The organism is Bradyrhizobium genosp. SA-3, assembly GCF_004212635.1.
Lineage (GTDB): Bacteria > Pseudomonadota > Alphaproteobacteria > Rhizobiales > Xanthobacteraceae > Bradyrhizobium.
Genome location: NZ_PSRT01000104.1, coordinates 17,459 through 30,764 on the forward strand (window position 1 = coordinate 17,459; position 13,306 = coordinate 30,764).

The window sequence follows — 13,306 nt, forward strand, 5'->3', positions numbered from 1 at the left end:
CCCCGGAATGACGGTGTGGCTACACCTGCCGCGTGGCTACACCTGCCGCCCTGCCAAATTCTTCACCGCTACGCCATCGCGCTCCTCGATGATCTCCGCGATCATCTGGCGGTGGCAGTGGGTGTGGTCGCGCTCGTAGCAGAGCAGGCACACGGGGCCGGCCTTCTTCACCAGCGCCGAGAGCTCGTCCATCTCTTCTCGCGCCTGCGGCGTCTTCAGGTGCTTTGAATAGATCTTCTCCAGCACATCATACTGCCCGCTGCGCGCAGCGAGGCGGCCTTCCTTCGGCGTGCCGAGCGCGGCGAGGTGGACATAGGCGATGCCGCGCTCATCGAGGCCCGCGGACAACTGCTTCTTGGAGAAGCCCGGCCGTCGCGAGGACGTCACTGCGCGCACGTCGACCACGAGCTTGACGCCGGCCTGTTCCAACTCGTCCAGCACGGCCTTGGGCGACGTCTGCTCATAACCGATGGTGAACAGCTTCTTCGCCTTTGCCATGAGAGACCTCAGCTCACCCGGGCGATCAGTTCCATGGCGCCGTGCGGCGCGCGCACCTTGCCCTCGTGGATGACGTAGGCGAATACGTCGCGTGGCTCATTCTTCGGCTTGGCCTTGTCGACTTTCAGGAGGTCGTCGGGTTCGCTTCCCGAAGCCCAGGCCTGAAAGCGCTCAGCCCAGGCATCGAGCTGCTTCGGCGGATAGCAGGTCTTGATCTCGTCATTGCCCTTCTGAAGCCGCGCATAGACGAAATCGCCGGCGACGTCGGCAATCGCAGGATATTTGCCGTGCTCGGCGAACACCACCGGCGTCTCGAATTCGCGGATCAGCGCGACGAAGTCAGGCGTACAGAAGCTGTCATGGCGCACTTCGACGACATGGCGCAGCGCGCGGCCCTCGAGCTTGCGCGGCAACAGCTCCAAGAACTTGCCGAAATCGGCGCCGTCGAATTTTTTGGTCGGCGCGAACTGCCAGAGCACGGGCCCGAGATGGTCGCCGAGCTCCAGCACGCCGGAATCGTAGAACCGCTTGATGGAATCGCCGGCCTCGGCGAGCACGCGGCGGTTGGTGGCGAACCGCGGTCCTTTCACCGAGAACACGAAACCCTCGGGCACCTCGCTCGCCCATTTGCGGAAGCTCTCCGGCTTCTGTGAGCCGTAATAGGTGCCGTTGATCTCGATCGAGGTCAGCTTCGAGGCGGCGTAGGACAGCTCCTTGGCCTGCGTCAGCTTCTCCGGATAGAACACGCCGCGCCAGGGCTCGAAGGTCCAGCCGCCGATGCCGATGAAGATGTTGCCGGATTTTTTGGACGCGGTTTTTGCTTTGGCCACGGAAGGATCTCGCATCGACGGGGAGGGACCTCATCCTAATCAAACCAGTTGTGATTGGCCAGTTGGCCCGTCCCGTCTAAGCTCGCGAGCCGGACCCGCGAAGAAGGAGAACAAGAATGCGGATGCTGTTGCTGGGAGCCGCGCTCGTCATGATGACATCTGCTGCCATGGCGGATGATGACGACGCCAAAAGCGCACAGAAGCTCGCCCAGCAGGGCCGCGACGATTACTGGCATTGCCTGGCGCGGGAATATTCCCGCGACTCAAATCAGGGCCTGTCGGAACAGGATTTTGGCCGTTCGGTCGCGGGCGCCTGCCCGTCGGAGCGGCAATATTACCGGGTGGTGCTGCTCGATTATCTCACCACGCAATATCCCAACATCGATTCGGGCGCCCATCTTGCCACCGCGAACAGGGCGGTGGAGTCGGCGCAGAAGGACATCGTGACGGCCTTCGTCAAGCACCGGCCGCCGCAGAAATAGCTCCATTGACCGCTGCGGCCCGGCGGCCCTTCCGGCTGCGCGCTCATCCATGGTATCACTGGGCACATCTAGAACAGGGATGGGTCCATGTCGTCTGAGTCGGTGGGGGGCATTCTGGGCGCGATCGTCGCGGCGATCGTGCTTGCGGTCGCCGTCGTGTTCGGACCGATTGGCCAGTACGGCAAGCCGCCCAAGCCGGCGAAGATCGAGCAGGCCCCTACTGCGGCACCCGCAGCCCCGGCCGCTCCGGCGCCGCGAGGGCCGGTGATTCGGGAAATACCCAACCAATAGGGCGCCAAAATCGGGTTTTGGTCCTCTTGCGAAGCGGATCCGTCGTTCCTATTTAGTTTTCAACGGCGACGTTGAGCGAAAACTCCGTCGCTGGGACGACCTTGGAATAGCTTGGGCCTGCGCCGGATGTACGCGCGGTCCGCCGTTCCGGGGTCGTTGGCATTTTAGGGCCTCTTTTGGGCCGTTCCCCTTGGAAACCTCGGCTTGGTAGCGCAAGAACTTGGCAGCGCGTGACGCGGCGGATATACGCTGCCGTCATGAATGAAGCGATCAGACCGGGCGTCGACAACCTGCCGCAGGCTCAAGAAGGGCCGGAACTGTCGGTCATTGTCCCGACCTTCAACGAGCGCGACAACGTCACGGTGCTGTACCGGCGGCTGGAGGCGACACTCGCCAACGTCGCCTGGGAGGTCGTGTTCGTCGACGACAATTCGCCCGACGGCACCTGGGACGTCGTGCGCGCGCTGGCGCAGCGCGACAGCCGCGTGCGCTGCGTCCGCCGCATCGGCCGCCGCGGCCTGTCGGGCGCCTGCATCGAGGGCATCCTCGCTTCGAGCGCCCCCTTTGTGGCCGTGATCGACGCCGACCTCCAGCACGACGAGACGCAACTGCCGAAGATGCTGTTGCTGCTCGCGAGCGACGAGGCCGAGCTCGTGGTCGGCAGCCGCTACATCGAGGGCTACAAGAGCGAGGGCTTCAACAAGCAGCGCGCCGGCGCCAGCGCGCTTGCGACCGAGGTCGCCAGGAAGATGCTGCGGGTCGAGATCGCCGATCCCATGAGCGGCTTCTTCATGATCCGCCGCGATCGTTTCGAGCAGCTCGCGCCAAAGCTTTCGGTGCACGGTTTCAAGATCCTGCTCGACCTTGTCGCGACCGCGCATGGCGGCTTGCGGGCGGTCGAGATTCCCTACACTTTCGGCGCCCGCCAGCATGGCGAGAGCAAGCTCGATTCCATGGTCGCGCTGGACTTCCTCGGCCTCGTCCTGGCCAAGCTGAGCAACGACATCGTCTCGCTGCGCTTCATCCTGTTCGCGATGGTCGGCGGCATCGGCCTCGTGGTGCACTTGACCACGCTGTTCATCGCGCTTCAGCTGTTCAAGGCGCCATTCCCGGAGGCGCAGGCCGCCGGCGCTATCGTCGCCATGACCAGCAATTTCATCCTCAACAACTTCCTCACCTATCGCGACCAGCGGCTGAAGGGCGTTGCGCTGCTGCGCGGCCTGATCGCCTTCTACATCGTGTGTAGCGTCGGCCTGCTCGCCAATGTCGGCGTCGCCTTCTCGGTCTACGACCAGGAGCCGATCTGGTGGCTGGCCGGCTTGGCCGGCGCGCTGATGGGCGTGGTGTGGAATTACGCAATGTCCGGACTGTTCGTCTGGCGCAAGAAATAGCGCGATATGGGCGGAGCTGACGCGGGGATCGCCCGCAACACCGCGCTGGCAATTCTTGCGCTGGTCGGCTTGCGACTGGTCGCCGCCGCGTTCACGCCGATCACTTTCGACGAAGCTTATTACTGGATGTGGTCGAACAACCTGGCGGGCGGTTACTACGACCATCCGCCGATGGTGGCCTATGTCATCCGCGCCGGCACCATGATCGCAGGCGACACCGAGCTCGGCGTTCGCCTCGTCTCGATCCTGCTGGCGCTGCCGATGAGCTATGCGGTCTATCGCTCCGCCGCGATCCTGTTCGGCGGCGTACGCGTGGCCGCGACCAGCGCCATCCTGTTCAACGTGACAATGATGGCCTCGGTCGGCACGCTGATCGTGACGCCCGATGCGCCGCTGCTGGTCGCCTCCAGCTTCGTGCTGTTCTTCCTCGCAAAGGTGCTGGAGACCGATCGCGGCGTTTGGTGGCTCGCAGTCGGCGCAGCCGTTGGCGCGGCGCTGCTGTCGAAATATACGGCAATGTTCTTCGGGCTAGCGATCCTGATCTGGCTCGCGGCCGTGCCGAAGCTCAGGCCCTGGTTCCTCTCGCCGTGGCCCTATCTCGGCGGTCTCGTGGCCCTCGCGCTGTTCTCGCCGGTGATCCTCTGGAATGCGGACCATCAATGGGTCTCGTTCGCAAAGCAGCTTGGCCGCGCCAGAATCGAGGACTTCCGTCCCGTCTTCATCGCCGAGCTGATCCCGACCCAGATCGCGTTCGCGACCCCGCTCGTCTTCATCCTGGGCGCGATGGGGCTGCACGCGCTGACCTGGCACCGGGCCGGTGCATTGGCCTCGCGCGTGCTGATCGAGGCGATGTTCTGGACCATCGTCGCCTATTTCGTCTGGCATTCGCTGCATGCCCGCGTCGAGGCCAACTGGTTCGCGCCGGTCTATCCGCCCTTCGTCGTTGCCGCAGCCGCCGCTAGTCTCGTGCAATGGAAGCCGCGCCAGCGGCGCCTGCTGGATTTCTGCCTGCGCTGGGCCGCGCCAACAGGCATCGTGATGTTTGCAGCCCTGATCGTGCAGGCCAATACCGGCTGGCTGTCCGGCCATCGCCGCGATGCGACCGTGCGCAGCGTCGGCGTCGGCTGGCGCGAGCTTGCCGCCGAGATCGAAGTGGTGCGCGCGCGTAGTGGCGCGACCTGTGTGCTCGCGCAGGACTATGGCACCACAGGCTGGCTTGCCTTTTATCTGCCTCGCGGCACCTGCGTGGCGCAGCAGAGCCAGCGCATCCGCTGGGTCAACATGCCCGAGCCCGATCCCAAGCTGCTCGCCGGCAAGCTGCTCTATGTCGACGAGCTGCGCAGCGATGGTCATCCCGTCCTCAACGACCTCTTTGCGACGGTGACGCAGATTGCGCAATTGCAGCGCAAGCGCGGGCCGCTCGTGGTCGAGACCTACGGCATCGATCTCTTGGAAGGCGCCAAGGGTGACGTGCTCGACCGCTCCCCGCCGCCGGAAGCGCGGTAGCAGCCGCCGTCGTCCCGGCCTAGTGCGCAATTGCGCACGGGGGCCGGGACCCATACCGCGTGATGTATCGATGAGCGAAGTTGCTCGCACCGCGCTGAGACCTGCCACTGACGGTCTTCGCCAAACTTCTCCCCGGAGTATGGGTCCCGGCCTTCGCCGGGAAGACAGCGGAGTGTTGGACGAATAGCTGGGCTCTTCAGCCGATCATCTCGGCCCTGGCGGCAGCCTGCCTCGGCCCATCGCGGTCTCGCCAGAACCAGACGGTCACGACGCCGGAGCGGCCGCGGACTTGGGTGAGCAGGGGGCCCGACAGGACGCCGTCGGGAGCGCCGTGGAAGTCAGCGGTGTCCAGCAGCGTATCGCTCAGCGCGAGCCGCGCGTCGTTCTGGGTGGCGACCTCCATCAGCCGGCTCGCAACGTTGACGGTGTCACCGGTCGCCGTGATGTGCTGATGGGTTTCGCCGAGGCGAGAGGCGACGATCTCGCCGAAATGCGCGCCGATCTTGAAGCCGAGCTGATCCCCAATCGCTGGCGGCAACGAAGCGATCCAGCGCTCGACGCCGCGATGCAGGTCGATCGCGCATTTCAGCGCGCGCGCCGCGTCATCGGGCATTGCGCGCGGCAGGCCGAACAGGATCATGGCGCCGTCGCCGAGAAAGCCGGTGATCAAGCCGCCGCAATCGACCGCAGTCTTGTCGATCAGCGCGTGAAACGCCTTCAGCATGTCCTGGAGCGCGTCCGGATCGGTCCGTTCGCTTAAGCCCGTGAAGCCGGAGAGATCGATGAAGACCACGGCTGCGTCCTGGCGGACGGGCTTGGACAGGAAATTCGGATCGCGCGCCAGCCAGTCCTGCACCGCCGGCGCCTGGAATTGCGCCAGCGACCTGCTCTTGGCGGCGAGATATTGCGTGCGGCGGCCTCCCGCCCACAGCTGCACGCCGGCAAAGACCGCAACCGGCGGCACCGTGGCCGCGAGCGTGGTCGCGGCGTTCAGCCAGACCCCATGCATGAACGCGAACACGTTGAGCCCGGCCCAGGCGAGCATCACCGCGGCCGCCGCCATGATGCCGAGCGCGCTGCGCCGCCAGGCAAGCAGGCCGACCAGCAGCATCGGCAAGAGGATCGCGGCGAGCGCGTCGGCGATATGGACCCGGCGGTCGCGCACGATGCTGTCGCCGGCGACGAGATGGGTGATCGCGGTCGAGACCACCTCGACGCCGGGCATCAGCGAATCGAACGGCGTCGGGTAGAAGTCGCCGCCGCCGGCGACCGCGGCGCCGATCACGACGATCCGGTTCTCGATCACCGCGCGGTTGAGCGTGCCGTCGAAGATGCTCTGCGCGCTGACGGTGCGGATGGTGCGGCGCGGGCCGTAATAGGTGATAGGCAGCGCGAAGTCGCTGTCGGTCGGCACCGTGCGGTCGCCGAGCCTGAGATGATCCGGCGCGATCGTCAGCGGCTTGTCCAGCGCGCGTGCCGCGACGCGCAAGGGAAACGACAGCTCGACCTTGTCGGCCGTCCGGAACAGCATCGGCACCGAGAGCGGCGAGCCCGACTGTCCCGTCGCGACGTTGACGATGCCGACCTCGGCATGGTCGGCGAACGCCGGCAAGGGCAGCAGGAAGCGCTCGGCCTGCGGCAGGACGGCGAGGGGACCTTCGCTGCTCGGCGCCACGGTTTCGCTGGCGGACGGGAAGATCGCCGCGGCGGCGAGCACCATGGGACCGGTGGCAAGTGTATTTGCCAGCGTCGCATCTCCGATCGCGGCGCTGCGGTCGACCAGCAGCAAGTCAATCGCGACGACCTTCGGCTTGAATTGCACGATGGTGTCGACGACACGCGCGAGATCGGCACGCGGAAGCGGATAGCTGCCGCCGCGCTTCACCACGGTATCGTCGATCGCGACGATGGTGACGAGATCGGGCGGACGCTGCACGCCGCGAACCTGGGTCCGCCAATCCGTCAGCGTCGCCTCGAGCCTGTCGAGAAAGCGCAGATGGCCGTTGGCGTGCGCGACATAGACGCCCGCGCCCCACAGCGCGGTGAGGACGAGTGCCACCAGGATCTGAACGCGTCGGCTACGCATGCGGTGGGTTTGCAATCTTCTATCGTCCAAATCTCATTGGCCGAGCGTTGTTGACCCAGCCTTATTGTCCAAGCCTCGCCATCAGCGCGTCGACGCGCGGCTGGCCCCATGTCTTGACCGTCAACGGGCCGGCTGGCTCGACATCGACGCCTTGGCCCGGTCCAAGCACGACGCCGCGTCCACGAGCCCTGCGGCTCACGCCGACCCGGCCGTCGGCGACGAACACCGAGGTCTTGGCGTCAGCGACATCGACCGCCCATTTTGTGCCGCGCACCGCGGCGATCGCTTGCGGCGTCAGCACCTTGAAGGGATTGCCGCCGGGCTTCTTGGGCACCTCGATCAGCAGCGCTTTGCTGCTCAACTCCACGGAGTCTATATGTCCGTCGCGGTTGGCGTCCTTTAGTTCAAATCTGGCGCCGTTTTCCGCAACGATCGTGATGCCGTTGTCGCAGCGCCAGACTTGCGTGCCCGCGACCGACGGTGATGCCGTGCAGCCCGCATTGGTCGCAGGCTGTGCACTTGCAAACCCAATCAACAACAATGACCACGCCACGGCGTAAAACCCGGCGCGTGAAAAGCCTCTCATGCCAGCCTCCGTTTCGCGTGCTCGGCACAGTCCAAGGCGATGTTGATACGGCACCGTATCACTCGCAGAGGCTGCTGAAAAGTGCCAGGTAGGAGCTATTTTCTCGTGGTGGCGATTGCCAGACTGAACGCGATCAACTTTCAGTCACGGCGCCGTGCCGCATGAGCGCTTCGATCCGCGGTGCGAGATGTGCGTGAGCTGTTGCCGTGATCGGCCGGCTCGGAGCAGGGCTGCTGGAAGCGGCGTCCACCAGCCTCGCGCAATGCTGCGCCGCTAGGATGAGGCGGTATTGAAGACCACGAAAATGACTTGGTTGGATGCGTTTACAAAGGCGGCCGAGGAGGTCCCTGACCGCACCGATCTGGCCGAGAATTATAGTTAACAGTCTCGCCTAAGTCCGTAGTTCTGCGGGCTTTTTTCTCGAAATGGGACAGCATTAACGAGTTGCCCCATATCCGCCTGAACTTAATCCGCATTTAACTAAAAGTCGCCTTAATGACGCTCCGACCCTCTGCGAGATGCTGTTCCCGGATCGTGACCAGCGGCACTTCGAAGGGGGACTGAGTGACACCGTCCTGGACGCAAGGCGAATGAGTACGAGTATCGCTGCGCAGAGTAACGCGGCACGGAAGTCCAAGAAATTCTCGAAGAATTATTCGCGGAAATCTTCCCGGAAAATGACCACCCACACTTGGCTTGGCGCCGCGGCGATCGGCTGCGTCGTGATGGGCGCTGGCTGGACCATCTACACCAACATCCTCGGCGCCAGCGTCTATCCGACCGTCGGCAACAGCGGCTACGACGAGCCCGTGATCAAGCGCGCGCCCAAGGTCGCGCTGCGCGAGGCGGGTGAGGCGGTCAAGGAAGCCTTCGCGCTCTTGCCCGACCGGTTGCAGGTGGCCGCGCCGATCTCGCGCGAGATGTTCAACGAGCGCTTTGCCGCGGCTGCGACGCAAGGCGTGGCCTCGAACGCCGCCAGCGCCGCGCCTGCCGCGCCTGCAACCAGGGTTGCCGAAGTCAAGGAAACGTCAAAGGACGCGCCGAAGGAGGCTGCGAAGCCGAGCGTGATCGCGAAGGTCGCGGATGCGCTGAAGCCGCACGGCTCGGCCAAGATTGCGGACGCCGGCAAGGCCAAGCGCGCTGACGCAGGCGTGCAGCTGGCCTCGGCCGATCCGGCCGAGATCGTGCCGGCGCCCGAGGCAAAGCCAAAATCCTTCGCCGATCGCGCCAAGGCCGCGGTGATGTCGATCACCGGCCCGCGCCAGTCGATGATCGAAAAACTCTGGGGCAAGCGTGAGCCGTCCGGCGGGCTGCTCGCCTATGCCTCGGCCGATGCCAGCATTACCGCGTCCATCGCGCCGAAGGAGCAGAACCCGATGTTTGGCGGCGCGCCGCCCTATGAGCGCGACACCGCGGTCTACGACATCACGGCCAAGACGGTCTATCTGCCCGACGGCACCAAGCTCGAGGCGCATTCCGGCCTCGGCTCCAATCTCGACGACCCGCGCTCGTCGAAAATCCGCATGCGCGGCGTGACGCCGCCGCACATCTACACGCTGAAGCCGCGCGAGGCGCTGTTCCACGGCGTGCCGGCGCTGCGCCTGACCCCGGTCGGCGGCGAGAGTGCAATCTATGGCCGCGACGGCCTGCTCGCGCACACCTTCATGCTCGGGCCGAACGGCGATTCCAACGGCTGTGTGTCGTTCAAGGACTATTACGCATTCCTCGACGCCTACCGCAACAAGGGCATCCGCAAGCTCGCGGTGCTGGCGCGGGTGGAGTGACGTCGGCAAGCCCGCCGATGTCTGCCCGTCTAAAGCGCGATGAGATGAGGATGAATCGTCATCGCGCTTTAGGGCCGACTTCAATGCCCCCTTGCGGGGAAACGTCCAGATTCAGCCGGCACTCACCTCAGCGCATCGCCGCGCGCGATGATCGCGAAGCGGTCTGACAGCTCGGCCAGCGCGACCTCGTGGATGGTCCGGGCGTCCAGCGTGCCGCCGCGGCCGTCGGGCAGATCACGCGTGGCGCAGGAATCGGCATCGATGGTCGTGCGAAAGCCGAGATCGAGCGCGGCACGGGCGGTGGAGCTGACGCACATATGCGTCATGAAGCCGGCCAGCACGATGTTCTTGCGTCCGCTCGCGGCGAGCTGCGCCTGCAAGTCGGTGCCGGCGAAGGCGTTCGGCAGCTCCTTTTCGATCACGAGCTCGTCCGCACGCGGCGCGAGCTCGGTGACGATGGCGCCACGATCGGCGGAGCGATCGAACAGGCCGCCGGATTTGCCGCGATGGGCGATGTGGATGATCGCAGATCCGCGCTCGCGCGCCCGTGCCAGCAGGCCGGCCGCCCGCGCAATCGCGGGCTTGGCGTCGGGCAGGGCGAGGGGACCTGCGAGATATTCATTCTGGATGTCGATCAGCACCAGCGCGGCGTCGCCAAGACGCGGCGGGGTGAGGTCGGCACCGGCGAGCTGCAGCAGGGTCTTTGCGGGCGTCATGATCTTCAGAATCTCCAAGGCGGAATGTTGGCCTAAGCATAGCTCGTCGGTAGCCTGCCGATATGCAGGGATATTGCAGCCGATGGCTGCGATATTGCAGGCCAGTGCCCGCCGATGTAGGCTCGAAACCATGAATTGGGACGACCTTCGCATCATTGCCGCGGTCAGGGACGAGGGCACCTATGCCGGCGCCAGCGCGCGGCTGCGCATCGACGAGACCACGGTCGGACGCCGGCTGTCGCGCATCGAGCGTGCGCTCGGCCTGCGCCTGTTCGAGGCTGCCGACGGTCTCCGCAAGCCGACCCGTCAGTGCGAGGCGGTGCTGGCGCACGTCCAGGCCATGGCGGTGCATGCCGCCGAGATCGGCCGCATCAGCGAGAGCCTGCCTGGCCCGGTGGGACGACTGCGCATTGCCACGACCAATGCGGTCGCCGAGGAGATGCTGGCGCCGCGCGCGAGCGACTTCCTGCGCGCCAATCCCGGCCTGACGCTGCAATTCCTGACCTCGAGCGAGAACGTCAAATTCTCGCGCCGGGAGGCCGATCTCGCGATCCGCCTGCGCAAGCCCGATAAGGGCGACTTCTCGATCTCCAGACTCGGCGACATCCGCATCTACTATTTCGAACCGGTCGCGGCTGAAGGCGAGCCGGTGCTGTGCGCCTATCCGGACGAGCTCGGCGCCATTCCCGAGATGCAATTCCTGCGGACGAAGAAAATCCGGCCGCGCTGCGTGACTGACAATGTCCGCGTCATCCGCACGCTGATCCGCTCGCACCAGGCCGCGGGCGTGTTGCCGGAGCACAGCTGCACCGATTTGCTCGGCGACCGCCGCCTGCGCGCCACGCTGCTGCCGAAACGGCGCGACGTCTGGCTGCTCGTGCAAAACCATCTCAAGCGCGATGCCGCGACCCGCGTGACGATCGAGTGGGTGCGGGCCTGTTTCAGCGAGCTTGCGCGGGGATAACCCCGAGAGCGCGTGAAACCGGAGGGCCGCACATGGGCGGACCTCCAGATATCCGTTGCGTTGCCCCGCCATGAACGTGTGGCCGCGCCTGTGCGACCAAGATCACGGAGCCGGGATTGCGCGCGCGCAAAAGTTGCGTAATCTCGCGACGCCTACGGACTTGATCAGGGCAGGTGCATGACCATTCTTCAGGAAACGATCCGGCCGCGGTCGTCGGCGCAGTCGCGAGAATGGAAGGCGATTGTTATCCTGATCCTGCTGATCCCGGTGTTGTGGTCGCCGCCGTTCCTGTTTCGCTTCTTCCTGTATCAGCCGTTCAACATCCCTTCTGGTTCGATGGCGCCGACGCTGATGGTCGGCGACTACGTCTTCGCCGCGAAATATGCCTATGGCTACGGCCGCTATTCCTTCCCCTTCGCGTCGTCCTGGATCTCGGGCCGCGTCTTTGCCGCCGAGCCCGAACATGGCGACATCGTCGTGTTCCGGACGGCGAAGGACAGTTCGGCCGATTACGTCAAGCGCGTGGTCGGGCTGCCCGGCGACCGTATCCAGATGCGGCAGGGCCAGCTCATCCTCAACGACCGCCCGGTGATGCGCGTCGCGCTCGAGTACGGGCTCGCCGGCGCCGCCTGCGGTGTGGACGGCGGCGTCAAGGTCAAGCGCTGGCGGGAGACGCTGCCGAGCGGCGCGTCCTATGTGACCTACGACTGCATCGACAACGGCTTCCTGGACAATACCAACGTCTTCACGGTGCCGCCGGGCCACTTCTTCGTGCTCGGCGACAACCGCGACAATTCCACCGACGGTCGCATGATGTCGACATTCGGTTTCGTGCCGATGGACAATCTCGTCGGGAAGGTGACGCGGATCTTCTGGTCGCTCGACGAAGATGGCGAGCCGCACATGGAGCGTTTGGGGAAGGTGGAGTGAGGGCGGCCGTCATTCCGGGGCGGCGCAAAGCGCCGAGCCCGGAATCCATTGATCCACAAGTTCAGACCGCAATTTGCGGATACAGATCGATCCACTGAGGATTCTTCTCCTCAATAAGCCGGATTTTCCATTCCCGTCGCCACTTCTTCAATTCCTTCTCGCGCGTGATCGCGGTGATGGGATCGTCGTAGATCTCGAACCAAACAAGCCTGTCGACGGAGTACCGCTTGCTGAAACCAGGAGCGACTTTGTTCTTATGTTCATGGATGCGGCGGACGATATCATTCTCACGCCGATGTAGAGCGTTCCGTATTTCTTGCTGGCGAGGAGGTAGACGTAATGGGCCATGAGCAAGCGGTGAAATGGATTCCGGGCTCGCGACTTCGTCGCGCCCCGGAATGACGAGGATACCACCTTTGCGTGTGTCTGCAAAAGGGACTCTGGTAGAACAAAACCCAGAGTTCAATGAAGACCATCGTGCCACTCCGTCATTCCGGGGCGGCGCAAAGCGCCGAGCCCGGAATCCATTGATCCGCAGACTCGGTCCGGAGGTTGGCATGCTGTCACTGCCGCCCGGATTCCGATCTTCCATGTGAGGGGATCAGGCGAACAGGTCAGTCGCAAGTGGTGAAATGGATTCCGGGCTCGCGCCCAGGAGGGGCGCGCCCCGGAATGACGAGCGGAGAAAAACAAAAACCCCGGCATCGCTGCCGGGGTTTCGCATTTCGTCGTTTGCCAGAGTGGCTGGATCAGAAGTCCATGCCGCCCATGCCGCCGCCGGGGGGCATCGCCGGACCGGCGCCGCCCTTCTTGGGCAGCTCGGCGACCATGGCTTCCGTGGTGATCAGGAGCGCGGCCACCGAGGCTGCGTTCTGGATCGCGGTGCGGACCACCTTGGTCGGGTCGATGATGCCCTTCTTGACGAGGTCGGCATATTCGCCGGTCTGGGAGTCGAAGCCGTAATTGTAGGCCTTGTTCTCCAGGATCTTGCCGACGATTACCGAGCCGTCTTCACCGGCGTTGATCGCGATCTGGCGAGCGGGAGCCGACAGCGCCTTGCGCACGATCTCGACGCCGGTCTTCTGGTCGTCGTTCTTGGTGCGCAGGCCCTTGAGCTGCTCGGAGGCACGGAGCAGGGCGACGCCGCCGCCCGGGACGATGCCTTCTTCCACGGCCGCGCGGGTCGCATGCATCGCGTCATCAACGCGATCCTTGCGCTCCTTCACCTCGACCTCGGTCGCG

Annotated in this window: 13 protein-coding genes and 1 pseudogene; 7 read left to right on the forward strand and 7 right to left on the reverse strand. The window is 64.8% G+C overall.

Annotated features, from left to right (window positions below):
- Positions 1-36: 36 nt before the first annotated feature.
- Together CWO91_RS29900 and CWO91_RS29905 are read right to left on the reverse strand one after the other, a co-directional pair.
- Positions 37-498: a DUF488 domain-containing protein gene (locus CWO91_RS29900; RefSeq protein ID WP_130218733.1), complete on the reverse strand. Its 462-nt coding sequence runs from the start codon at positions 496-498 to the stop codon at positions 37-39.
- 8 nt (positions 499-506) lie between these two features.
- Positions 507-1,343 (reverse strand): DUF72 domain-containing protein, encoded by an 837-nt coding sequence (locus tag CWO91_RS29905; protein ID WP_130218735.1) that lies wholly within the window; start codon positions 1,341-1,343, stop codon positions 507-509.
- A 101-nt stretch (positions 1,344-1,444) separates the two neighbouring features.
- Here CWO91_RS29905 and CWO91_RS29910 point away from each other — a divergent pair, with 101 nt between their 5' ends.
- From CWO91_RS29910 to CWO91_RS29925, 4 genes are all read left to right on the forward strand, one after another.
- On the forward strand, positions 1,445-1,810 hold the full coding sequence (locus CWO91_RS29910; protein WP_128946575.1) for a hypothetical protein: 366 nt from the start codon (positions 1,445-1,447) through the stop codon (positions 1,808-1,810).
- 87 nt (positions 1,811-1,897) lie between these two features.
- On the forward strand, positions 1,898-2,101 hold the full coding sequence (locus CWO91_RS29915; RefSeq protein WP_130218737.1) for a hypothetical protein: 204 nt from the start codon (positions 1,898-1,900) through the stop codon (positions 2,099-2,101).
- Positions 2,102-2,358: 257 nt separating this feature from the next.
- Positions 2,359-3,492, forward strand: coding sequence for a glycosyltransferase family 2 protein (locus CWO91_RS29920; protein ID WP_130218739.1), 1,134 nt, complete (start codon positions 2,359-2,361; stop codon positions 3,490-3,492).
- Positions 3,493-3,498: 6 nt separating this feature from the next.
- The gene (locus tag CWO91_RS29925) at positions 3,499-4,998 is read left to right on the forward strand and encodes a glycosyltransferase family 39 protein (RefSeq protein ID WP_130218740.1); all 1,500 of its coding nucleotides are present in this window, start codon (positions 3,499-3,501) and stop codon (positions 4,996-4,998) included.
- A 196-nt stretch (positions 4,999-5,194) separates the two neighbouring features.
- Here CWO91_RS29925 and CWO91_RS29930 read toward each other — a convergent pair whose 3' ends face one another.
- Positions 5,195-7,084 (reverse strand): CHASE2 domain-containing protein, encoded by a 1,890-nt coding sequence (locus CWO91_RS29930; protein WP_130218742.1) that lies wholly within the window; start codon positions 7,082-7,084, stop codon positions 5,195-5,197.
- A gap of 61 nt (positions 7,085-7,145) precedes the next feature.
- Positions 7,146-7,670: a FecR domain-containing protein gene (locus CWO91_RS29935; protein WP_130218744.1), complete on the reverse strand. Its 525-nt coding sequence runs from the start codon at positions 7,668-7,670 to the stop codon at positions 7,146-7,148.
- A gap of 677 nt (positions 7,671-8,347) precedes the next feature.
- On the opposite strand from CWO91_RS29935, the gene CWO91_RS29940 reads away from it, so the two are divergent.
- The gene (locus CWO91_RS29940) at positions 8,348-9,454 is read left to right on the forward strand and encodes a DUF2778 domain-containing protein (RefSeq protein WP_165405808.1); all 1,107 of its coding nucleotides are present in this window, start codon (positions 8,348-8,350) and stop codon (positions 9,452-9,454) included.
- 122 nt (positions 9,455-9,576) lie between these two features.
- Here the strand turns inward: CWO91_RS29940 and CWO91_RS29945 are convergent, their stop codons facing one another.
- Positions 9,577-10,170 (reverse strand): cysteine hydrolase family protein, encoded by a 594-nt coding sequence (locus CWO91_RS29945; protein ID WP_130218748.1) that lies wholly within the window; start codon positions 10,168-10,170, stop codon positions 9,577-9,579.
- A 130-nt stretch (positions 10,171-10,300) separates the two neighbouring features.
- Between CWO91_RS29945 and CWO91_RS29950 the strand changes: the two genes are divergently transcribed.
- Together CWO91_RS29950 and lepB are read left to right on the forward strand one after the other, a co-directional pair.
- On the forward strand, positions 10,301-11,134 hold the full coding sequence (locus tag CWO91_RS29950; protein WP_130218750.1) for a LysR family transcriptional regulator: 834 nt from the start codon (positions 10,301-10,303) through the stop codon (positions 11,132-11,134).
- A 177-nt stretch (positions 11,135-11,311) separates the two neighbouring features.
- Positions 11,312-12,064 carry a signal peptidase I gene (lepB, locus tag CWO91_RS29955; protein ID WP_130218752.1) on the forward strand — a complete coding sequence of 251 codons (753 nt, stop codon included), beginning with the start codon at positions 11,312-11,314 and terminating at the stop codon, positions 12,062-12,064.
- A 61-nt stretch (positions 12,065-12,125) separates the two neighbouring features.
- Here the strand turns inward: lepB and CWO91_RS29960 are convergent.
- Positions 12,126-12,412 (reverse strand): annotated as a pseudogene (locus CWO91_RS29960) (GIY-YIG nuclease family protein).
- A 401-nt stretch (positions 12,413-12,813) separates the two neighbouring features.
- Positions 12,814-13,306, reverse strand: a 493-nt coding sequence (locus CWO91_RS29965) for a TCP-1/cpn60 chaperonin family protein (RefSeq protein ID WP_283811029.1), incomplete at its 5' end; no start/stop codon positions are given.